The sequence below is a fragment of the Streptomyces sp. NPDC030814 genome (assembly GCF_055572155.1).
In genome coordinates this window covers 101,903-122,619 of sequence record NZ_JBVIDX010000010.1, presented here as the reverse complement: position 1 = coordinate 122,619, position 20,717 = coordinate 101,903, and the positions used below count along the sequence as shown (strand labels likewise).

The 20,717-nt window shown below is 70.7% G+C and carries 20 protein-coding genes; 14 read left to right on the top strand and 6 right to left on the bottom strand.

From position 1 onward, the window contains the following. The first annotated feature begins 7 nt into the window (after window positions 1-7). The 9 genes from ACZ43N_RS22160 to ACZ43N_RS22120 all read left to right on the top strand — a co-directional run bounded on the left by ACZ43N_RS22160 (window position 8) and on the right by ACZ43N_RS22120 (window position 10,160). On the top strand, window positions 8-202 hold the full coding sequence (locus tag ACZ43N_RS22160) for a hypothetical protein (protein WP_468099669.1): 195 nt from the start codon (window positions 8-10) through the stop codon (window positions 200-202). A 314-nt stretch (window positions 203-516) separates the two neighbouring features. Beyond that, on the top strand, window positions 517-798 hold the full coding sequence (gene tatA / locus ACZ43N_RS22155) for a Sec-independent protein translocase subunit TatA (RefSeq protein ID WP_468099667.1): 282 nt from the start codon (window positions 517-519) through the stop codon (window positions 796-798). Between the two features lie 50 nt (window positions 799-848). Then, window positions 849-1,811, top strand: a complete 963-nt coding sequence (gene tatC / locus ACZ43N_RS22150; RefSeq protein WP_468099665.1) for a twin-arginine translocase subunit TatC — start codon at window positions 849-851, stop codon at window positions 1,809-1,811. Window positions 1,812-1,939: 128 nt separating this feature from the next. Continuing rightward, window positions 1,940-4,789: a DEAD/DEAH box helicase gene (locus ACZ43N_RS22145; protein WP_468099663.1), complete on the top strand. Its 2,850-nt coding sequence runs from the start codon at window positions 1,940-1,942 to the stop codon at window positions 4,787-4,789. A gap of 726 nt (window positions 4,790-5,515) precedes the next feature. Further along, window positions 5,516-7,162 (top strand): sensor histidine kinase, encoded by a 1,647-nt coding sequence (locus ACZ43N_RS22140; RefSeq protein ID WP_468099662.1) that lies wholly within the window; start codon window positions 5,516-5,518, stop codon window positions 7,160-7,162. Then, window positions 7,159-7,566: a roadblock/LC7 domain-containing protein gene (locus tag ACZ43N_RS22135; RefSeq protein ID WP_099965605.1), complete on the top strand. Its 408-nt coding sequence runs from the start codon at window positions 7,159-7,161 to the stop codon at window positions 7,564-7,566. Before ACZ43N_RS22140 ends, ACZ43N_RS22135 begins: the two co-directional genes overlap by 4 nt. Then, window positions 7,563-7,973, top strand: a complete 411-nt coding sequence (locus ACZ43N_RS22130; protein WP_468099659.1) for a DUF742 domain-containing protein — start codon at window positions 7,563-7,565, stop codon at window positions 7,971-7,973. Before ACZ43N_RS22135 ends, ACZ43N_RS22130 begins: the two co-directional genes overlap by 4 nt. Next, a complete protein-coding gene (locus ACZ43N_RS22125; RefSeq protein ID WP_468099657.1) occupies window positions 7,954-8,574 on the top strand; it encodes a GTP-binding protein in 621 nt (206 codons plus the stop codon). The genes ACZ43N_RS22130 and ACZ43N_RS22125 overlap by 20 nt, the downstream gene beginning before the upstream one ends. A gap of 113 nt (window positions 8,575-8,687) precedes the next feature. Beyond that, window positions 8,688-10,160, top strand: coding sequence for a cytochrome P450 (locus tag ACZ43N_RS22120; protein ID WP_468099656.1), 1,473 nt, complete (start codon window positions 8,688-8,690; stop codon window positions 10,158-10,160). 18 nt (window positions 10,161-10,178) lie between these two features. Here ACZ43N_RS22120 and ACZ43N_RS22115 read toward each other — a convergent pair whose 3' ends face one another. Both ACZ43N_RS22115 and ACZ43N_RS22110 read right to left on the bottom strand, forming a co-directional pair. After that, entirely contained in the window at window positions 10,179-11,120 is a 942-nt protein-coding gene (locus tag ACZ43N_RS22115; protein WP_468099654.1) for an RluA family pseudouridine synthase, read from the bottom strand. A gap of 96 nt (window positions 11,121-11,216) precedes the next feature. Then, complete coding sequence (locus tag ACZ43N_RS22110; protein WP_468099652.1) at window positions 11,217-12,260, bottom strand: hypothetical protein; 1,044 nt, start codon at window positions 12,258-12,260, stop codon at window positions 11,217-11,219. Between the two features lie 358 nt (window positions 12,261-12,618). Between ACZ43N_RS22110 and ACZ43N_RS22105 the strand changes: the two genes are divergently transcribed. Continuing rightward, window positions 12,619-12,741, top strand: coding sequence for a hypothetical protein (locus ACZ43N_RS22105; protein WP_468099650.1), 123 nt, complete (start codon window positions 12,619-12,621; stop codon window positions 12,739-12,741). A gap of 176 nt (window positions 12,742-12,917) precedes the next feature. Continuing rightward, window positions 12,918-13,718, top strand: a complete 801-nt coding sequence (locus ACZ43N_RS22100; protein ID WP_468099648.1) for an N-formylglutamate amidohydrolase — start codon at window positions 12,918-12,920, stop codon at window positions 13,716-13,718. A 71-nt stretch (window positions 13,719-13,789) separates the two neighbouring features. On the opposite strand, the gene ACZ43N_RS22095 is transcribed toward ACZ43N_RS22100, so the two are convergent. Together ACZ43N_RS22095 and ACZ43N_RS22090 are read right to left on the bottom strand one after the other, a co-directional pair. Continuing rightward, window positions 13,790-14,635, bottom strand: a complete 846-nt coding sequence (locus ACZ43N_RS22095; protein ID WP_468099647.1) for a siderophore-interacting protein — start codon at window positions 14,633-14,635, stop codon at window positions 13,790-13,792. 217 nt (window positions 14,636-14,852) lie between these two features. Further along, entirely contained in the window at window positions 14,853-15,782 is a 930-nt protein-coding gene (locus ACZ43N_RS22090) for a 5'-3' exonuclease (protein ID WP_468099948.1), read from the bottom strand. Between the two features lie 634 nt (window positions 15,783-16,416). On the opposite strand from ACZ43N_RS22090, the gene ACZ43N_RS22085 reads away from it, so the two are divergent. After that, window positions 16,417-16,995, top strand: coding sequence for a helix-turn-helix domain-containing protein (locus tag ACZ43N_RS22085; RefSeq protein ID WP_468099645.1), 579 nt, complete (start codon window positions 16,417-16,419; stop codon window positions 16,993-16,995). A gap of 4 nt (window positions 16,996-16,999) precedes the next feature. After that, the gene (locus ACZ43N_RS22080) at window positions 17,000-17,722 is read left to right on the top strand and encodes a helical backbone metal receptor (RefSeq protein ID WP_468099644.1); all 723 of its coding nucleotides are present in this window, start codon (window positions 17,000-17,002) and stop codon (window positions 17,720-17,722) included. On the opposite strand, the gene ACZ43N_RS22075 is transcribed toward ACZ43N_RS22080, so the two are convergent. Beyond that, window positions 17,649-18,806, bottom strand: coding sequence for an SLAC1 family transporter (locus tag ACZ43N_RS22075; protein ID WP_468099642.1), 1,158 nt, complete (start codon window positions 18,804-18,806; stop codon window positions 17,649-17,651). The two genes, ACZ43N_RS22080 and ACZ43N_RS22075, sit on opposite strands and share 74 nt — an antisense overlap. Window positions 18,807-18,876: 70 nt before the next feature. On the opposite strand from ACZ43N_RS22075, the gene ACZ43N_RS22070 reads away from it, so the two are divergent. Beyond that, on the top strand, window positions 18,877-19,812 hold the full coding sequence (locus ACZ43N_RS22070) for a LysR family transcriptional regulator (protein WP_468099640.1): 936 nt from the start codon (window positions 18,877-18,879) through the stop codon (window positions 19,810-19,812). 152 nt (window positions 19,813-19,964) lie between these two features. On the opposite strand, the gene ACZ43N_RS22065 is transcribed toward ACZ43N_RS22070, so the two are convergent. Then, the gene (locus ACZ43N_RS22065; RefSeq protein ID WP_468099638.1) at window positions 19,965-20,660 is read right to left on the bottom strand and encodes a gamma-glutamyl-gamma-aminobutyrate hydrolase family protein; all 696 of its coding nucleotides are present in this window, start codon (window positions 20,658-20,660) and stop codon (window positions 19,965-19,967) included. Window positions 20,661-20,717 lie beyond the last annotated feature (57 nt).

Here is a 20,717-nt window from a genome sequence, read left to right as displayed (position 1 = left end):
CGTCGCTATGTTCTGGCCGATGTTCGCTGTCGCTATGGGTTTTCTGGGGCTCGCCGTGCTGGGGGTGCTCGCCGTCCGGGTCTTCGTCGAGGCTCAACGGCTGGGCAGGCAGGTCACCGAGTCGGCGCGGCGGATCAACAGGGCGGCGGAGGACCTGGAGCGGGCGGCGGCGAGCGCGGCCCGCTCCGTGGACGCGCTGTAAGTGGTCGGCCCGCTCCGTGGACGTGCTGTGAGGTAAGAGCATGGCCGCTGTGAGGTACCGGCGTGCCTGCTGTGAGTCGGTGGGCCTGTGCGGTTTGCGCCACTTCGCCCTGTCACCTTCATACCTTGGGCAGGTACGCTGCCTGTCGCGGCCTGGTGAACGAGGCCTTGGTCGCGCGAATCGGGAGTACGCGCAGGGATTGCCACTGATTCACCTCTGAGCGTTACGATCGCTGCCAGTGCGATCGTTCGGACAATTGTCCGACCGGTCGGACAGCCCCCACCCGCCCGCCTCGGTGAAGAAGGTAGACAGTCATGGGTAACCTCGGCCCCACCGAGATCATTCTGATCCTCGTCGTCGTCATTCTGCTGTTCGGTGCGAAGAAGCTCCCGGACATGGCGCGTTCGCTCGGCAAGTCGGCCCGCATCCTCAAGAGCGAGGCCAAGGCCATGAAGAACGACGGCCAGGACGACACCACCTCGGCCGCGCCCGCGCACACGAGCGAGGCCCCGGCTCAGCGCACCATCCAGGCAGCCCCCGGTGACGTGACCAGCTCCCGCCCGGTGGCCGAGCCGACGGACACGACCAAGCGCTGACGCAGGGCCGGGCGGGATGTCCGGCTTGCCGCACGAGATGAGGACGTGGGTTGCTCAAGTCTGCCCGCAAGACGGAGAAGGATCCGGAGGGGCGCATGCCCCTCGCGGAGCACCTGCGCGAACTGCGAAACCGTCTGGTGAAGAGTCTGCTGGCGATCGTCATCGCGACGGTCTTCGCAGTCCTCTTCTACAAGGACATCATCCAGTTCTTCACGGATCCCATCCTCCGCGCGGTGGGATGCGAATACTCCTTCGCCGAGCTGGCGAAGAACACCAATGAGACGAAGTGCGCGCGCATCGTGCAGAACGGTCTCCTGAGCCCGTTCACCCTCGCCTTGACGGTCTCCCTGTCGTCGGGCGTGGTGCTGGCGGCCCCGGTGTGGCTGTACCAGCTCTGGGCGTTCGTCGCCCCGGGGCTGCACCGGAACGAGAAGAAGTACAGCCTGGGGTTCGTCGCGGCGGGCTTCCCACTGTTCGTCATGGGGGCCTACTTCGCGTACTGGTCGCTGCCCAAGATGGCGTCGGTGATGCTGCAGTTCTCCATCATCGGAAGCGACAACCAGCTCCCCCTCGACGATCTGCTGAACCTGATCATGCGGATGATCGTCGTCTTCGGCCTCTCCTTCGAGCTGCCGCTGCTGCTGGTGATGCTGAACTTCGGCGGTGTGCTCTCCGGCAAGAAGATGGCCGGCTGGTGGCGGGGCATGATTCTCAGCATCACGCTGTTCGCGGCCATCGCCACCCCCAGTACCGACCCGATCTCCATGCTGGCCCTGGCCGGCCCCATCTGGGTCCTGTACTTCGCGGCGTCGGCCATCGCGCTGGTCAACGACAAGCGCCGGGCCCGCATCGAGGCCCTGAAGCCGGACGACGACGAGGCCTCCGAGCTGGATCTCACGCCCGAGGACATCGGCGAGGTCGAGCCCGTGTCGGTCAGCAAGGCGCTGCCGTCCCCGTCCCCGTCCCCGGAAACGGAACGCGACCGGATCAACGGCTACGACGACGTCACCTGAGGCGCCGCGTGCGTCCGTGACCCGGCGTATGCGGATCGACACATATAAGGCATCGCACGACCTGGAGCGGCCGGGGCGCCCACATGGCGCACCCGGCCGCTCCCGTGCCCGGGGCGGTCATCCCGATAATGATCGTCCTGTTGTCAGTGGGGCCCGGTACGCTCGAAAGCACGATGACAGAGGATCTCTCACCGGCAGAGCGGTATGCGGCAGCACGTAGGCGCGCTGCCGAGCAGGCCACCGCGCTCGCGTCCTTCCGCGAGATGTACGACTTCGGTCTCGACCCCTTCCAGATCGAGGCCTGCCAGGCACTCGAGGCGGGCAAGGGCGTCCTGGTGGCCGCCCCCACCGGCTCGGGCAAGACGATCGTCGGCGAGTTCGCCGTCCACCTCGCCCTGAAACAGGGCAAGAAGTGCTTCTACACGACACCCATCAAGGCCCTGTCGAACCAGAAGTACGCCGACCTGTGCCGCCGTTACGGCGCCGACAAGGTCGGTCTCCTCACCGGCGACAACAGCGTCAACTCCGACGCCCCCGTGGTCGTGATGACCACCGAGGTGCTGCGGAACATGCTGTACGCGGGCTCCCAGACCCTCCGCGGCCTCGGCCACGTGGTCATGGACGAGGTGCACTACCTCTCCGACCGCTTCCGCGGCGCCGTGTGGGAAGAGGTGATCATCCATCTCCCGGAGTCGGTCACCCTCGTCTCCCTCTCGGCGACCGTGTCGAACGCCGAGGAGTTCGGCGACTGGCTGGACACCGTGCGCGGCGACACCGAAGTGATCGTCTCCGAGCACCGGCCCGTACCGCTGTTCCAGCACGTGCTCGCCGGCCGCCGGATGTACGACCTCTTCGAGGAGGGCGAGGGCCACAAGAAGGCCGTCAACCCCGACCTCACGCGCATGGCCCGGATGGAGGCCAGCCGTCCCTCCTTCCAGGACCGCAGACGAGGCCGCGCCATGCGCGAGGCCGACCGTGAGCGAGAGCGCCGCCAGCGCTCCCGGATCTGGATCCCGAGCCGGCCCGAAGTCATCGAACGGCTCGACTCCGAGGGCCTGTTGCCCGCCATCACCTTCATCTTCAGCCGCGCCGCCTGCGAGGCCGCCGTCCAGCAGTGCCTCCACGCGGGCCTGCGCCTCAACGACGACGACGCACGCCTCAGGGTGCGCGCCCTGGTCGAGGAGCGCACGGCGTCGATCCCTCACGAGGACCTCCATGTCCTCGGCTACTACGAGTGGCTGGAGGGCCTGGAGCGCGGTATCGCCGCCCACCACGCGGGCATGCTGCCGACGTTCAAGGAGGTCGTCGAAGAGCTGTTCGTACGCGGCCTGGTCAAGGCGGTGTTCGCCACCGAGACCCTCGCCCTCGGCATCAACATGCCCGCCCGCTCGGTGGTGCTGGAGAAGCTCGTCAAGTGGAACGGCGAGCAGCACGCCGACATCACTCCCGGCGAGTACACCCAGTTGACCGGCCGCGCAGGACGCCGAGGCATCGACGTCGAGGGTCACGCCGTCGTGCTGTGGCAGCGCGGCATGAACCCCGACCACCTGGCCGGACTCGCGGGCACCCGCACCTATCCGCTGCGCTCCAGCTTCAAGCCGTCGTACAACATGGCGGTCAACCTGGTCGAGCAGTTCGGCCGGCACCGCTCGCGGGAGTTGCTGGAGACGTCCTTCGCGCAGTTCCAGGCCGACAAGTCCGTCGTCGGTATCTCCCGGCAGGTTCAGCGCAACGAGGAAGGGCTGGAGGGCTACAAGGAGTCCATGACCTGCCACCTCGGGGACTTCGAGGAGTACGCCCGCCTCCGGCGCGAGCTGAAGGACCGCGAGACCGAACTGGCCAAGCAGGGCGCGGCCCAGCGGCGCGCCGAGGCCGCCGTGGCCCTGGAGAAGCTCAAGCCGGGGGACGTCATCCATGTCCCCACCGGCAAGTACGCGGGGCTCGCACTGGTGCTGGACCCCGGCCTGCCCGCCGGGCGGTCCAACGGCCACCGGGGCTTCGAGTACCACGACGGGCCGCGCCCGCTGGTGCTCACCGCCGAGCGGCAGGTCAAGCGGCTGGCGTCCATGGACTTCCCGGTGCCGGTCGAGGCGCTGGAACGCATGCGGATCCCGAAGTCCTTCAACCCCCGCTCGCCGCAGTCCCGCCGGGATCTGGCGTCCGCGCTGCGCACGAAGGCCGGGCACCTCGTGCCCGACCGGCACCGCAAGCGGCGGTCCGCCGCCGCCGACGACCGTGAGATCGCGCGGCTGCGTGCCGACCTGCGGGCCCACCCCTGCCATGGGTGCAGCGACCGTGAGGACCATGCCCGTTGGGCCGAGCGCTACTACCGGCTCAAGCGGGACACCGCGCAGCTGGAGCGGCGCATCGAGGGCCGGACCAACACGATCGCGCGCACCTTCGACCGGATCGTCGCGCTCCTGACCGAGCTGGACTATCTGCGGGGCGACCAGGTCACCGAGCACGGCAAGCGGCTCGCGCGGCTCTACGGCGAGCTGGATCTGCTGGCGAGTGAGTGCCTGCGCGCCGGGGTCTGGGAGGGGCTCGGTCCCGCGGAGCTCGCCGCCTGTGTCTCCGCGCTGGTCTACGAGGCCCGCGTCGGGGACGACGCGATGGCGCCGAAGCTGCCGTCCGGCGCGGCCAAGGCCGCGCTGGGCGAGATGGTGCGGATCTGGGGGCGGCTGGACGCGCTGGAGGAGGAGTTCCGGATCACCCAGAGCGAAGGGGTCGGTCAGCGCGAACCGGACCTCGGCTTCGCCTGGGCCGCGTACATGTGGGCCTCCGGGAAGGGGCTCGACGAGGTGCTGCGGGAGGCGGACATGCCGGCCGGTGACTTCGTGCGGTGGTGCAAGCAGGTGATCGATGTGCTGGGGCAGATCTCGGCTGCCTCGCCCTCGGGGTCGACCGTGGGGAAGAGCGCGCGTAAGGCGGTCGACGGGCTGTTGAGGGGAGTGGTGGCTTACTCCTCGGTGGGGTGAGTTTCGCCCAAGGGGGCGCGGCTGGTCAGCGGCGGGTGCGGGGTGCCGGTGCCGTGGGGCTGGCCGCGCAGTTCCCCGTGCCCCCAGGAGCCCACGGCGGACCCCGAGCCGCGAGGCGCTGGAGGGCTTCAGCCGACCAGGCGGGACGGGGTCCTGGAGACGTCGGGCCAGTCGCACGCCGGAGTCATGGTCACATGTCCCTGCGTACGCCCATGAACCGCTCGCCCTCGACGCCGGCCCGGCCGAGAAACGGCTGTCGGGTCTGTGCCGAGCGGATATCGAGCCGCGCCCGAACACCGCCGTGCCCGCGGCCAGTTGAGAACCGCCGGGTGTCCGCGTCCGCCGAAGCGATGGTGGACGCCGCCCCGTGCATCGTCGGCGCCTGATCCCGGCGGCGCGGACTTCGCCGAATCCATCCCAGGGCCCCTCGCCCGCGCCTTCGTACGCCCGTACCTCGTCACGCTGTGCGTTCGAATGACGCCCCAGCGTGTAAACGACCAGAGCGTACTCCTCTCGCGAGAGCGATTTCAGGTGGTTGCTGAATATGACCCAGCGATGATCCGGTCGGACTAAGCTCGCCCGCAGCGCACCGAGTTGGGGTGTATTCGTGCGCTTGTTCAAAAAAATACCGAAGATCCAGTTTGACTCCCGGACGAACCCCCAGCAAGTCCCAGAAGTCCCAGCAAGTCCCCCGACCTCCAGCCGATTTGTCGTTAGAGGGCATACATGGTGAGTGTTCAATCGCCTCCCGGTGGCCGTGACCTCCCCCACGGGCGCGCACTACTGCTGCCGGCGATACTGATGGCCGCGGCGACCGGGACCACGGTCTCCCTGGTCACGGGGCCGGTCCGGCTCGCCGTCGGCTTGTCCGGAGCCGTCGCGACACTGCTGCTCTTCGCGGTCGCGGTCGCGGCCATGCGGGGCACCCGGCGCTCGCTCCGCGAACTGCGCGCCGAACACGAACGGCGAACCCTCTCCCTGGAGCAGCGGATCGCCTCCCACGACCAGGAGTTCACCCGGCTGGGCAAGGAGATCCTGCCCGCCGTCCTGTACCGGCTGCGCGGTGGAGAATCCCCCTCGGAGGTGATTCGTCACGTCATCGACGGTGACGCCGAGTGGCGCGAACTTCCGAAGTCACAGCGTGACTTGCTGCGCGCGATCCTCGACATCGTGGACCGCGAGGAAGCGATGCGCGACTCCTCGCAGCGCTCCTTCGTCAACATCGCCCGACGCGTCCAGGCCATCGTCCACCAGCAGAACAAGGAACTCCGGGAGATGGAGGAGGACCACGGGCGCAACCCCGAGGTCTTCGACGACCTGCTGCGCATCGACCACGGCACCGCGCTGATCGGCCGGCTCGCCGACTCCATCGCCGTCCTCGGCGGCAGCCGCCCGGGCCGTGTCTGGCCCAAGCCCGTCCCGCTGTACAGCTGCCTGCGCGGCGCGATGTCCCGCATCCTGGAGTACCGCCGTATCGAGCTGCACTCCATTGCCAAGGTCAACGTCAACGGCGTCTCCGTCGAACCCGTCATCCACGCCTGCGCCGAACTCCTCGACAACGCGACCCGCTACTCCCCGCCGCACACCAAGGTGCACGTCACCGCGGTCGAGGTGCAGACCGGCGTCGCCATCGAGATCGAGGACGGCGGCATCAGCCTCAGCGAGGAGGCGCGGGCCAAGGTGGAGGACTTGCTGGCGAAGGCCCAGCAGGGCATCGACCTGCAGGAACTCGGCAGCAGCCCCCGTCTGGGCCTCGCCGTCGTCGGCCGTCTTTCCACGATGTACAACATGCAGATCTCGCTGCGGCAGTCCGCGTACGGCGGTGTTCGCGCCGTCGTCGTCGTACCCCGTGACATGCTCACCGACGAGCCCGCCCCCGGACTCGCCCACGGCATCGGCGCGGCGGCCGTACCGACCATGGACACCGGCGGTGTCGAGGGCCCCAACCGCAAGCCCAAGCGTCGCCGCCCGACGACCGGACCGCGAATCCCGAGTTCCGCGGAGGAGATGGGCCAGGGCATGGACGACGACGTACCCGTCGTCACCGAGTGGACGGCGGGCGGCCTCCCGCAGCGCCGCAGCCGGATGAAGATCCCGCTGAGCCAGCGCTACGCCGAGGCCGCCGCGGCGGAGGCCGCCGCCGAGGCCGCCATGGCCGCCGCCCCCGTCTGGGAGGCCGAGCCCGCACCGAAGAAGGAGCTGCCGCCGCCCGGGATGTGGGTGGAGGCGTTCATGGCCGGACTCAAGCGCGACCCCGACCCCGGTGCCTTCTCCAGGAACCCGGACGGCCCGGCTGACCCCGGGTCCACCGCTTCCACCGTGAACAACGAGCCGGCCCGCAACGAGGCCGACGACGAGGGGGACCCCAAGTGATCCAGCAGCGAGCCAATTTCGACTGGATGCTCAAGGATCTGGCCGACGGCGTACCGGGCATCCAGCAGATCGTCGTGCTCTCCGCCGACGGTCTGCGGATCGCCCGCTACGGCGGCGACCCCGACGCCGCCGACCGCGTCGCCGCCGCCTGCGCCGGACTGCAGAGCCTGGCCGGCGCCGTGGCCGGGGAGATCCCGCAGAGCGACGGCGAGATGCGCATGGTCATCATCGAGATCAACGGCGGCTACTTCTACCTCATGGCCGCCGGCTCCAACGCCTATCTCGCCGTGCTCGCCAACGAGATCGCCGAACCCGGGCTGATGAGCAACCGCATGCGCGACCTGGTCGACCGGATCGGCGCCCACCTCACCAGTCCGCCCCGGCGGAACGGGCAGACCGTATGACGCCTCCCCAACGCCGACGCCGTCACCCCACACCCCAGCCCAGTCCGCCGCCCTCCGTGGAAGCGCCCACGGAAAGCGAGGGTGACCGCCCGCCCGAGCGGCTCTACGTCCTCACCGGAGACGACGGCGAACGAGCCCCGATCGACCTCGTCACATTGATCGTGGCGCGCGCCGATCCACCACCGTCCGCGGCACCGGAGCAGTCGGCACTGCTCCGGATCTGCCAGGCCCCCCTGTCCGTGGCCGAGATCTCGGCCTACCTCAGACTGCCGATCAGCGTGGTGACCGTCCTGCTCACCGAGCTGCTGACGGCCGAACTGGTCCAGGCACGCGCCCCTGTCGTACGGCAGGCGCGGGCCGACCGTTCCCTCCTCGAAGCGGTGATGCATGGACTTCAAAAGCTCTGACGCCATCACGGGTCCAAGGACCGAGGACCACCTGCCGCACACCGCGCAGGCAGCGGCGAAGATCGTGATCGTGGGCGGTTTCGGAGTCGGCAAGACCACCATGGTGGGCTCCGTCAGCGAGATCAGGCCGCTGACGACCGAGGAGACCATGACCCAGGCCGGCATCGGGGTCGACGACAACTACGGCTCCAAGTCCAAGACCGCCACCACCGTGGCCATGGACTTCGGCCGCATCAGCATCACGGACCAGCTGGTGCTCTACCTGTTCGGCACCCCCGGCCAGGAGCGCTTCTGGTTCCTGTGGAACGGCCTGTTCGAGGGCGCCCTCGGCGCGGTCGTCCTGGTCGACACCCGCCGCCTGGAGGTCAGCTTCGACGTCATGGGCCGCCTGGAGGAACGCGGTGTCCCCTTCGTCGTCGCCCTCAACGACTTCCCGGATGCTCCCCGCTACCCCATCGAGGAGCTGCGCCAGGCACTCGACCTGGCCGAGGAGATCCCCATCATCCGCTGCGACGCACGACGCCGGGCCTCCAGCAGGGACGTCCTGATGACCCTCATGCGGTTCCTGCACTCCCTGACGATGACGGGGGCGTCGGCGTAGCCCTCCCGTACGCGTCCCCGGACCGGGAGCCGTGTCGTCCCGCACGGTGTCCCCTCCCGGTCGCCCCAGCAACTCCCCGGACTCGGATCCACTTCACTTCGAAAGCGATCACCGTGACGCCTGAAACACCCTCCCCGACCGGTACGGACGACACCGAACTCGGGCCGCCGCCCGGCTGCCCCGCCCACGGTCTGGGCCCTGGCGGACTCCGCCGGCTCTACGGCCCCGAGGCGGAGGACCTGGGAGCCGTGTACGAGAAACTCCGCGCCGAGCACGGCACGGTGGCCCCCGCGCTGCTCCACGACGACGTGCCGATCTGGGTGGTGCTCGGCCACAGCGAGAACATGCACATGGTGAGCACCCCCTCGCACTACTGCAAGGACACCCGGCTGTGGCGGCCCATGCTGGAGGGAGAGATCAGGCCCGACCACCCGCTCATGCCGCACTTCGCCTGGCAGCCCATCTGCGCCCACGCCGAGGGCGACGAGCACCTGCGGCTGCGTGGCGCGGTCACCGGCGCCATGTCGACCATCGACCCCCGGGGTATCCGCCGCTACATCAACCGAGCCACCCAGCACCTCGTCAACAAGTTCTGCGAGGACGGCAGGGCCGATCTCGTCGGCCAGTTCGCCGAGTACCTGCCGATGGCGGTGCTGTGCGAGATCCTCGGGATGCCCGAGGAGTACGGCGAGAAGCTGGTGCAGGCCGCCCGCGACTGCCTCAAGGGCAGCGAGACCGCGCTCGTCAGCCACGCCTACGTCATGGACGTCCTCAGCCGGCTCGCCGTCCGCCGCCGCGCCCAGCCCGAGGAGGACTTCACCAGTCACCTCATCACCCACCCGGCGGCGCTCACCGACGACGAGGTGAGGGAGCACCTGCGCGTGGTGCTCCTCGCCGCCTACGAGGCCACCACCAACCTCCTCGCCAACGTGCTGCGCCTGGTCCTCACCGACCCGGGCTTCCGCGCCCAGCTCAAGGGCGGTCAGATGACCGTGCCCGAGGCGGTCGAGCAGTCCCTGTGGGACGAGCCGCCGTTCAGCACCGTCTTCGCCTACTTCGCCAAGCAGGACACCGAGCTGGGCGGTCAGCGCATCCGCAAGGGCGACGGACTCCTCCTCGGTATCGCGCCAGGCAACGTCGACCCGCGGGTGCGGCCCGACCTCAACGCCAACATGCAGGGCAACCGCGCTCATCTGGCCTTCAGCGGCGGACCCCACGAATGCCCGGGCCAGGACATCGGCCGTGCCATCGCCGACGTCGGCGTCGACGCGCTGCTGACCCGGGTCCCGGACATCCAGCTCGCCTGCGGGGAGCACGAGCTGCGCTGGCACGAGTCCATCTCCAACCGGCATCTGGTGGAGCTGCCGGTACGGTTCGCGCCCAAGCCCCCGCAGGACGTCATCCTGCGGCCCGGCACCAGGCCGGTGCCGCCGCAGCGCCGGGGCACCCTGGGGGCCGCCGCACCACAACCCCGGCCCGCCGCCGCGGAACCCGCCGTCCCGGCGGCCGAGCCGATGACCGCACCCGAACCGGCCCGCCGGCCTGGCCTGTTCCGGCGCATCCTGCACTGGTGGCGGACCGGCTGACGCCGTCGTCGTACGCGCCTACTCCGCCCACGCGTCGTACGACGACCAGGCCCGCAGCGCCCGAGGGCTGACGAACCGGTGCGCGCGCCCCGTGACCGGATCGGTGAACTCCAGACTCCGCGCCAGCAGTTGGAGCGGACGTCGGAAGTCACCGGCCGCCACGGGGCCGGTCACCACCGGATAGAGGGGATCCCCGAGGATGGGCACCCCCGACGCGCTCATGTGTACCCGCAGTTGGTGAGTCTGCCCGGTGTGCGGCGTCAGCCGGTACCGGGCGCGGCCCTCACGGTGCTCCAGCAGTTCGATCCGGCTGACGGCGTTGGGCTCGCCCTCGACCTCACGGGCGGTGAGGACCCCCCGCTCCTTCACGATCCGGCTGCGCACGGTCCGGGGCAGCGTCAGCCGGGGGTCGTACGGTGCCACCGCCTCGTACTCCTTCGCCACCCGTCTGTCCCGGAACAGCGACTGGTAGGCGCCGCGCTCCTCGGGACGCACGGTGAAGAGCACCACGCCGGCGGTCAGCCGGTCCAGCCGGTGGGCCGCGGTGAGCGTCGGGACACCGAGCCGCCGCCGCAGCCGGGCCAGGGCGGTCTCGGCGACATGGCTGCCGCGTGGGGTGGTGGCGAGGAAGTGCGGCTTGTCGGCCACGACCACGTGTTCGTCGCGGTACAGGACGTCCACGTCGAACGGCACCCGTTCCTCGGCGGGCAGGTCCCGGTGGAACCACACGAACATGCCCGGCACGTACGCCCTGTCGCGGGACACCGGACGCCCGGCGGCATCGACGATCAGCCCCGCGTCGAGCATGCCGTCGATCACCCCGGCCCCGGCGGAGAGCCGTGCCACGAGGTGGTCACGTACCGTCGCCCACGCGTCCCCGGCGGGCAACCGCACCCGCACCGGATCCACCCCGTCGCGCTGCGGCAGGGGAGAGGGCGGGGCAGGGGCACGGCGTCTCATCAGGTCAAGCATACGAGCGGCGCGACGGGCCCGGCCGGGACGGCCTGAGTCCCGGCCCCCCTCGACCACCGTCACCTGGCGCTGGCCGTCCGGCGCTCAGGCGGGCAGCCTCGTGGCCCGCGTCGACTCCTGCCTGACGCCCGCGTGGAGACGGTGGAGACGCTCCACGTCCTGCGCTTCGCCGGCGCCGGGCGACTCCGTGAGGCGCACGCGGTTGGCGGCGGTGAACGCCTCGTCGAGCCATTCGTCCGTCGGTTTCTCACCGAAGAGCCGGGTGAGTTCCCGCAGCATGGGCGGCGCGAGCGGAAATCGTATTCCCCGTCGCCGCTCCTGGTAACGGTCCTGCAGTTGTACGAAGAGGAATCCGCTGCGACCGAAGTGAACCAGCGATTCCGGTGCGCCTGAGAAGACCAGGTCGTCGATGAGATCCAGGTAGATCGACCGGTAGCTCGCCTTCCTCGACTCCGACCGGCGGTCATGCGAAGTCGGCTGGTGATTGTCCACCGAGTAGACGCCGAGTGCGGACTTGCTCAGATCCATGGAGAGGCAGTCACAGATGGAGCTGTCCATGAGCCACGGGAAGGATACCGGACCAGTCCCGCTGTTCCGGACCACCATGATGGCGGTGCCGTATGCATTTCCGGTATTCCCCCGGAATATGACACCGTCCCACATGTTCGGAGAGCTGTTGAGCGCCTCATGGAGTCCGACGTGTTCGTCCCCCGGGCGGAAGTCCATCTTCTCCGCGTACTGGACGACGGCCTGCCTCACCAGCGACAGCAGTGCGTGCACGCCGTCGCGTCCCCAGCCGGCCGCGTCCATCCGCCGCATCAGGTCGCCCACGGACCTGCCGTACATGCGGAAGCGGCCCCTGACCAGGTCGAGCGGGGGGATGCAGATGTCGTCGATGATGGTGGCGAAGGCTATGTAGTGCAGGCCCAGCGGGTCCGCGTCATAGTCCTCGCCGCACCAGCAGGCCATCCACTGGACCGTGTCACGGCACGCGCGGGACACCGTGTCGGCTGCCTGGGCGTCATGCTTCTTCGTCCAGTCGGAGTAGTGCGACGGGATCCTGCCCCGTCGCTCTCCGGCCGCGTCCCACCGCTCCACCACCTTGTCCAGCAGTGGCCACACGTTCACCTCGTGGTATTGGGGTACGGGGCCCGCGTACCCGCCTTCTCCCATGACGCCGTACAGGTGTGCGGTCTGCTTGTTGTAGCGCGAGCGTGTGGTCTGCGGGGCGGTGGTATGCAGCCTGTTTCGCGGGTAATGGAGGAAGGTGCATGTCGTGTTGCGTGCGCAGTCCGAACCGCACCATAAGTCATGGGCGAGGTTCAGCATTTCCTGAATTCCGCGGGTGCCTGACAGCTGTTCCAGTGCCTCGTGCGCCGTACCCTTCCAGGCGAGCATGTCCGGGGTTACCGTCGCGCTCTGAACGCCACTTGATGCCATAGCCGAGCCTCCGCAAGAAGTTCCCACTTCTGGCTGCGATCGCAGCGTGCGCGCGACGCTGTTTTCCGTTGAAGAGCGTACGGCGAGCGTACAGCGGCAACAAGGGGCGCATTTGACTGGAAAACTGTCACGGGTGGTGTTCGAGGTGCCTGGCGATGCGCAGGGCTGATCGTGACTGAACGCGGGGCGGCTGTGTGAAAAGTGGACCGGAGCGCCCCGTTCAGCCGTTGCCCGGTCCGCGGCGCGGGTGACGGGGATGCCTCGACGGCCGAGGGGAAGCGCGGTCTGCCGGCGGCTCTATGCTGAGCGGCCTCGGTGAACCAACTCCACGACGAGGAGCCGCGGATGAATGACGCGTCGCCCGCCCACCGGCTCCTGCCGGGTGCGCCGGAGTCACCCGTGCTCCTGCATGTGCCGCACGGTTCACGGGTGATACCGGCGGCCGTGCGGGAGGGGATCGTCCTCGACGACGCCGCGCTGGAGCGGGAGCTGGACCACATCACCGACGCGTACACGGACCGGATCGCGGCGCGGGCCGCCGCCCGCGCGGGGATGACGCCCTGGCGGTTCGTCAACCAGCTGTCGCGGCTGGTCGTCGACCCCGAGCGGTTCCCGGACGAGCGGGAGGAGATGCTGGCCGTGGGCATGGGAGCCGTCTACACGAGGACCACGCACCGGGAGACACTCCGCGCGGACGGCCACGACGGCCGGCCCCTGATCGACACCTACTTCGTGCCGTACGCCGCTGCCATGACCGACGCCGTGACGAGGCGCCTCGAGTCCGCCGGGCGGGCCGTGGTCGTCGACGTCCACTCGTACCCGACCGAGCGACTCCCCTACGAACTCCACGGCGACGGCCACCGCCCGCCGGTCTGCCTGGGGAGCGATCCCTTCCACACCCCGCCCGCGCTTCTCGCCCTCGCGGAGGAGGCCTTCGCCGGCTTCGGCGGGACGGGCGTCAACAGCCCCTTCGGGGGTGCGTACGTGCCGCTGGAGTACTACGGGAAGGACCCACGGGTCGCCGCCCTGATGATCGAGATCCGCCGGGACCTCTACATGGCCGAACCGGGCGGCCCGGCCGGCCCCGGCCTGGAGGAACTCGCCGACACGCTGGCCGACTTCGTCGACGCGGTGACGAACGCCTGAACCCCACCTGGCGGAGGTCGCGGGTCCCGGCGGTCGTTTCGGACGTCAGGCCCTCGTGTCCGGCGGCCGGTTCAGGCGGAGGCGGCGGCGCCGTCCTGCTCGGCCTCCACACGGGCGTTCCACTCCTTCTTCGTGGCCTGCCAGCCGTCCTCGTTGTGGCCGAGGCGCCAGTAACCGGAGACGGACAGGTCCTCACGCGGGATCTGGCGTTCCACGCGGAGCAGTCGACGCAGCTCCTTCACGAAGCCCGCCTCGCCGTGGACGAAGGCGTGCAGCCGGCCCTCGGGAAACTCCAGTGCGCCTACGGCCTCGACGAGCAGCGAGCCGACGGGGCGGTCACCGCGGTGCAGCCAGACCACCTCCACGTCGGAGTCGATCTTCTGCTCCTCCTCGGGCCCGGCGACCTCGATGAACGCGTAGGCGCGGGCACCGTCGGGAAGAGCCTCCAATGAGGCGCCGATCGCGGGCAGGGCACTCTCGTCCCCGACGAGCAGATGCCAGTCGGCCTCGGGGTTGGGCGCGTACGCGCCGCCCGGACCCAGGAGCCGGACCGCTTCGCCCGGCTGGACGCGGGTGGACCAGGGGCCGGCGAGGCCCTCGTCGCCATGGAGGACGAAGTCGAGAGTGAGCTCGCGCAGTTCGGCATCCCAGGCGCGCACGGTGTACGTCCGGGTCACCGGCCACTGGTCTCGCGGCATCTCCGAGCGGATCCGCTCCAGATCGAACGGTTCCGGGTAGGTCACGCCTTCAGGGCCGAAGAGGAGCTTCACGTAGTGATCGGTGCTGCCGCGCGTGGCGAACCCGGCGAGACCGTCGCCGCCCAGGACGACTCGCTGCATGTGCGGGGTGAGTCGCTCGGTGCGGACGACTCGTGCGGAGTGGGGCTTGGGGCTCCTGCGTTCCGGACGCTCTGCCATGACGGCCTCCCGAATACCTAGTAAGGCTTACCTAAGTTATCATCTCCCCCTGGCATTCGCCCCATGCTCAACCACCGGACGACAACTTCGTGATGTGACTCGTGCCTCAGAGCCTCACCGCCGAAGGGTCATCCCAACCCCGGCGTACGCCCCACCGGGACCGGTTCGCGGCATTCCGGCCGGCCGTCGCGCTGCCGCAGGACCGGCCGCACGGCTGTCACCCCTGGAGCGTGGTGAGCAGTCGCTGCAACGATCCTCCCAGGCCCCAGCGAGTGGCAAGGGTCTCCAGCGCGGCCGGATCCCGAGGTGTCCTCGGCAGCACGGTCTCCACGTCCGGCAGCGGTACGTCCGAGGCCACCCGCACCACCTTGGGCGCGACGGCCACATACGCGCGGGCCCCGTCCAGCCGCTTGCGCTGCGACGGCGTGAGCGCCGCCGCCGGATCGTCGACCGCGGCCATGATCCCGGCCAGGTCGCCGAACTGCGCGAGCAGCTTCGCGGCCGTCTTCTCGCCGATGCCGGGCACGCCCGGCAGACCGTCGCTCGGGTCGCCGCGCAGCAGTGCCAGATCCGCGTACCCCTGGCCGACCACTCCATACTTCTCGCGCAGCACCGCCTCGTCGGTGAGCTGGAGGGTACCCACGCCCTTGAGCGGGTACAGCACGCGGATGCCGCGCTCGTCGTCGACGAGCTGGTACAGGTCGCGGTCGCCGGTGACGATGTCCACCGGGTCCTTCGCGAGGGCCGTGAACGTGCCGATCACGTCGTCCGCCTCGTACCCGGCGACGCCGACGCGCGCGATGCCGAGCGCGTCCAGCACCTCCTCGATCACCGGCACCTGCGGCGACAGGGTGTCCGGCACCTCCTCCTCGTCGGGCCCGGCCTCGTGCTCCTCGGCCACGCGGTGCGCCTTGTAGGAGGGGATCAGATCGACCCGCCACTGCGGCCGCCAGTCCGCATCCATGCACGCCACCAGGTCCGTCGGGCGGTGGTCCTTCACCAGGCGGTCGATGAAGTCCAGCAGCCCGCGCACCGCGTTCACCGGGGTACCGTCCGGGGCCTTCACGGACTCCGGCACCCCGAAATAGGCGCGGAAGTAGAGCGAGGCGGTGTCGAGAAGCATCAGGCGTCCAGTCACGTCCCGCATCATGCCGTACGGCGCCGACAGCGGGCCCCTGACGCAACCGTCCGCGCACCGTGCGTGCGGGGTGCGGGGAGGTCGGTGCCCTGGTCGACGGCCAGGCCCGGAGCCATCGCCTACCGGTCAACGCGCCGCACCGCCGCGACGCTTGACGGCGCCCATGCGGCGACCGGACGCGGCCGCACCGCCGCCCGTTCCGAACGAGCGCAGCGGCCACGTACTGACGTACGGGAAAGATCCGGACAACCGCTGCGAGGTGTGCGGCCATGCCGGGCTCGAACGCATCGACCGGTACCGGCACGCATGCGCGACCCGGCGTCAACCACGGTCCGACTGAATACCCGGACCGGTGACAGGCCGTGTTGGAATGATCACACTCGGCATCCGGCCTGGCGGCCGGAGCGCCTTCCTTCCTGGCGTGAACTGTGAGCATGGCCCCTCGCCGGGTTTACGGGGATGTGATGGGCGCGTGAAACGGTTTGCCGAACATGCGTAGGGTGCAGAGAACTCATCAGGAGAACCGCACCGGATGAGTGCCGGGCCGTCGACCATCCGTACTCGGAGCCGTAGGCGTCCTCGAACCGACCTGCGAACGAAGTCCCCGGGCGAAGAGCTACGAGTGAAGGAGGGAGCCGGAGCTATGGGCGACCACAAAGAGCAGCCCCTTCGGGTGGGCGCGGCCGTCCGGCGGCGGCGCCGGGCACTGGAGCTCACGCTCTCGGCCGTGGCCGAGCGCAGCGGCCTGTCGGTTCCCTTCCTGAGCCAGGTCGAGAACGAGCGCGCCCGCCCCAGCAAACCCTCCCTGGAACGCATCGCGGACGCCCTCGGCACCACGGCCGTCGAACTGCTCGCCGCGGCCGACCCGGCCTGCAGCGTCGACGTCGTACGCGCCGAGGACGACTCGGTCCCGCCCCCCGTCTCCAGCGCGCGCTCCCTGGTTCGTGGTCACCACCAGTTGCACGCCATGGAGTTCACGGGCGACCACGACGAGGGCCGCGAGGTCCAGCACCGCAACGACGAGCTGATGTACGTCGTGGAAGGCGCCGTCGAGGTCGAGGCCGAGGGCCGCGCCCACCGACTGGGGCGCGGTGACACGCTGTACATGTCCGGTGGCGTACGGCACCGCTGGCGGGCCACTGTCCCCGACACCCGGGTCGTCGTGGTGGCCGTCGCCGACCACATCGAGGCGCTGGAGGACCGGCACCGCCGGGGGGCGTGACGCGATGCGGCGCGTCGTCTCCCTCGTCCCCTCCCTGACCGAGGCCGTCGCGGTCACACTGCCCGGAGCCCTGGTCGGTGCCACCGACTGGTGCGCCCATCCGCACGATCTCGATGTCGTACGGATCGGCGGCACCAAGAACCCCAGGACCGATGCGATCCTGCGGCTCGCCCCCGACCTGGTCGTCGCCAACGAGGAGGAGAACCGCGCCCCCGACCTGACCGTCCTGCGGGAGGCGGGCGTCGAGGTCCTCGTCACCGAGGTGCGCAGCGTCCCCGAGGCCTTCACCGAACTGGACCGGGTCCTTCGTGCCTGCGGCGCCCGGTCGCGGCCCGGGTGGCTCGACGAGGCCGAGTCGGCATGGGCCCGGCTGCCGGCCCCCGACCGCCGCAGGACCGCAGTGGTGCCCATCTGGCGACGCCCCTGGATGGTGCTCGGCCGGGACACCTTCGCCGGTGACGTCCTCGCCCGGCTCGGCGTGGACAACCTGTACGACGGGCACGCCGAGCGCTACCCCAGGGTGCCCGTCGAAAAACTGCGTGCCGCCGCCCCCGACGTCGTGGTCCTCCCCGACGAGCCGTACAGGTTCACCGCCGACGACGGCCCCGAGGCGTTCCCCGGACTGCCCTGCGCGTTGCTGAGCGGCCGCCATCTCACCTGGTACGGGCCGTCGCTGGCCGAGGCTCCGCGGGTGGTCGGCGCGGCCCTGCGAGCAGCTCTCCGCTGACCAGCCCGCGCACGGTGCGGACGGCGGCCGCCGCCCAGGCCGCCAGCAGCAGAGCGCAGAGCGCGACGGCGAGGACGTCGAAGGCGACGAGCCCCGTGTGCCGGGCCAGCCCCTCCGCGCCGGTCGCGCAGGTGCCCACCGGGAAGGTGAACGCCCACCACGCCATCGAGAACCCCATGCCCCGCCGCCGTGCCCGCCCGGCCAACGCCCCGGCCAGGGCGAGCCAGAGCAGCGCGAAGCCCATGACCGGCACGCCGTACAGGACGGCGAGGACGGCCCCGTACGGTGTCGACGCCGTCAGGGCGGTGGGCGCGGCGTCGGCGAGGTTGCCCGCCGCGGTGGTCGACTGGCCGAGCGGCCCGAGGACCAGGAACAGGCTGGGGGTCAGAGCGAGCGACAGCGGACCCGTCGTCACCAGCCGCGCGACGACCAGCGGCAGTACGAGCAGCGTGGCCAGCAGACTGAGCCCGAACAGTGCGAGACAGCCGAACAGGAGGGTCTGCCGGGCCTGACCGGGCGGCAGGTGCGGGACGAGCAGCGGGCCGAGAGCGGCGGACACCATCGGCGCGACGAGGGGGAGCAGCAGGACGGGGGTGACCCGGCCGGGCTCCACACGGTGCCGGACGATCAAGAGGTACGGCACGACGACCGCCGCGACGACCCCGACGAGTGTGCCGGCCCCGAAGAGCACGGCGTCCAGCAGGACGGCGCCCCGCACACCGGTCCAGTCCCGCCCGACGACCAGCGCTCCGCCGCCCACGGCGAGCAGGGCCATGGAGAGGCAGCCGTAGAAGGGGGCCACGGCGGGGTCGAGGAGATGGGCGCGGGCCTGGTCGGGGTGGCGGCACCAGTGCAGGACGCGGGCGCCGACCACGGTGACCAGGGCGAGCAGAGCGAGGGCCCAGACCGCCGCGCAGACCGTCCGTACGCCGGGCAGGTCACCGGGGAGCCCGGCACCGGCGGTGGCCACGATCGCGGTGCCCATGACCGGGGCGTACCACTGGGGGCCGAAGTGACGGAGGGACACGGCCCGCGGGCCGTTGATGAGGGGAGCAGCGGGGACGGTGCGGACTGCGGTGACCATGCTACGAGCGTCCCGTCGGTGTGCGGGCCCCACCAGGGAGTTCGTGTGTATGAGGACATAAGCTGGCGTTATGAGTGAGCTCGGGGAGCCGCGGGGCGGCGGGCTGGGGCATCGGGTGCCGGACCTGGGTGCCCTCGAACTGCTGCTGGCCGTCGCCCGGCTGGGCTCGCTCGGGCGGGCGGCGCGGGAGCTGGGGATCACCCAGCCGGCCGCCAGCAGCCGGATCCGCTCGATGGAGCGGCAGCTCGGCGTGGCCCTGGTCGACCGGTCGCCGCGCGGCTCCCGGCTCACCGACGCGGGGGCGCTGGTCACCGACTGGGCCCGGCGGATCGTGGAGGCGGCCGAGGCCTTCGACGTGGGCGCGCAGGCGCTGCGGGACCGCCGGGACTCGCGGCTCCGGGTCGCCGCGAGCATGACCATCGCCGAGTATCTGCTGCCGGGGTGGCTGATCGCCCTGCGGGCCGAGCGCCCGGACACCGCGGTGTCGCTGCTCGCGGGCAACTCCACGATCGTCGCGGAGCGGTTGCTGGCGGACGAGGCGGACCTGGGGTTCGTGGAGGGGCCGACGGTGCCGGCCGGGCTCGACGCGGTGGTGATAGCGCACGACCATCTGATCGTGGTGACGGCCCCCGGGCATCCGTGGGCGCGTCGGCGCAGGCCTCTGGACGCGGCGGAGCTGGCCTCCACGCCGCTGATCCTGCGGGAGAAGGGGTCCGGGACGCGGCAGGTGCTGGAGTCGGCGCTGGGTGGGCTCGCCCGGCCCCTGATCGAGCTGTCGTCCACCACGGCGGTCAAGTCGTCCGCGCTCAGCGGGGCCGGGCCGGCCGTCCTCAGCGAGCTGGCGCTGGGCGAGGAGCTGTCCGCCCGTCGGCTCGTCCGTGTCCCCGTCGACGGGGTGCGCCTCCGGCGTGCCCTGCGGGCGGTCTGGCCCACGGGGCACCGGCCGGCGGGCCCGGCCCGTGACCTCCTGGGGTTGACCCGGGGCGGCACGCCGACCGCCGACTGACCGACGGTTCCCGCCTCCGCCGCCCCACCGTCCCGTCCCAGGGGCGCTGCCCCTTCGACCCCGTAGGTCAGCCCTGTCGTCGGCCGCGGGTTCGTCGTGGCTTGTCGCGCAGTTCCCCGCGCCCCGAGAGGCCGGGCCGCGCCTCGGGCATCTCAGACCGTCGGCGACCCCGACGCCAGCGTGAGGGCCCGCATCACTCCCAGGTCCTCGCCCATCTCCGGGTGCCACTGCACGCCCAGGACCCATGAGCCGCCGGGTGGTTCGATCGCCTCCACCGTCCCGTCGGCCGTGGCGTACGCCGACGCGATCAGCCCCTCGCCGAGCCGGTCGACCGCCTGGTGGTGGTACGTGGGCACATCGGTCTCCTCGGGCGCGATCTCCGCGTAACGGGTCCCCGGCACCGGCTTCACGGAGTGCCGGCCGAAGACCCCCACCTCGACCACGTGCCCGTCGAGGTGCTGGACGAGCGTGCCGCCGAGGGCGACGTTCAGCAGCTGCATCCCCCGGCAGACGCCGAGCAGCGGCGTCCCGGCCTCCAGTGCCGCACGGATCAGCGCCAGCTCCCAGGCGTCCCGCGCCGGCGCGGGCGGCCCCGTGCGCGGCGACCTCTCGGCACCGTAGTGGGCGGGGTCGACGTCCGGTCCGCCCGCGATCACCAGACCGTCGAGGCGCGCCACCGTCGCCGCCGCGTACGCCGGATCGTCCGGCGGGAGCATCGCGGCGAGACCGCCCGCCGCCTGCACGAGCCGGGGGTACCCGACCGGCAGCAGTGCGGCCTCCATCTCCCACACGCCCCAGCGCGCCCCGGACTCCAGATACGTACTCACACCGATCAGCGGCCTGGCCACGCGTGCTCCCTCGTACTCCCTCGTGCTCAATGGAGCACGTTCATACCTTTGCGGGGC

Bases quoted from the DNA above. Each gene is read 5' to 3' on its own strand.
- ACZ43N_RS22080 (WP_468099644.1), top strand. From the start codon at position 17,000: ATGCGGCGCGTCGTCTCCCTCGTCCCCTCCCTGACCGAGGCCGTCGCG.
- ACZ43N_RS22095 (WP_468099647.1), bottom strand. From the start codon at position 14,635: ATGGCAGAGCGTCCGGAACGCAGGAGCCCCAAGCCCCACTCCGCACGA.
- ACZ43N_RS22070 (WP_468099640.1), top strand. From the start codon at position 18,877: ATGAGTGAGCTCGGGGAGCCGCGGGGCGGCGGGCTGGGGCATCGGGTG.
- ACZ43N_RS22160 (WP_468099669.1), top strand. From the start codon at position 8: ATGTTCTGGCCGATGTTCGCTGTCGCTATGGGTTTTCTGGGGCTCGCC.
- ACZ43N_RS22100 (WP_468099648.1), top strand. From the start codon at position 12,918: ATGAATGACGCGTCGCCCGCCCACCGGCTCCTGCCGGGTGCGCCGGAG.
- ACZ43N_RS22085 (WP_468099645.1), top strand. From the start codon at position 16,417: ATGGGCGACCACAAAGAGCAGCCCCTTCGGGTGGGCGCGGCCGTCCGG.
- ACZ43N_RS22145 (WP_468099663.1), top strand. From the start codon at position 1,940: ATGATCGTCCTGTTGTCAGTGGGGCCCGGTACGCTCGAAAGCACGATG.
- ACZ43N_RS22130 (WP_468099659.1), top strand. From the start codon at position 7,563: ATGACGCCTCCCCAACGCCGACGCCGTCACCCCACACCCCAGCCCAGT.
- ACZ43N_RS22115 (WP_468099654.1), bottom strand. From the start codon at position 11,120: ATGAGACGCCGTGCCCCTGCCCCGCCCTCTCCCCTGCCGCAGCGCGAC.
- ACZ43N_RS22140 (WP_468099662.1), top strand. From the start codon at position 5,516: ATGGTGAGTGTTCAATCGCCTCCCGGTGGCCGTGACCTCCCCCACGGG.
- ACZ43N_RS22125 (WP_468099657.1), top strand. From the start codon at position 7,954: ATGGACTTCAAAAGCTCTGACGCCATCACGGGTCCAAGGACCGAGGAC.
- ACZ43N_RS22090 (WP_468099948.1), bottom strand. From the start codon at position 15,782: ATGCGGGACGTGACTGGACGCCTGATGCTTCTCGACACCGCCTCGCTC.
- tatA (WP_468099667.1), top strand. From the start codon at position 517: ATGGGTAACCTCGGCCCCACCGAGATCATTCTGATCCTCGTCGTCGTC.
- ACZ43N_RS22075 (WP_468099642.1), bottom strand. From the start codon at position 18,806: ATGGTCACCGCAGTCCGCACCGTCCCCGCTGCTCCCCTCATCAACGGC.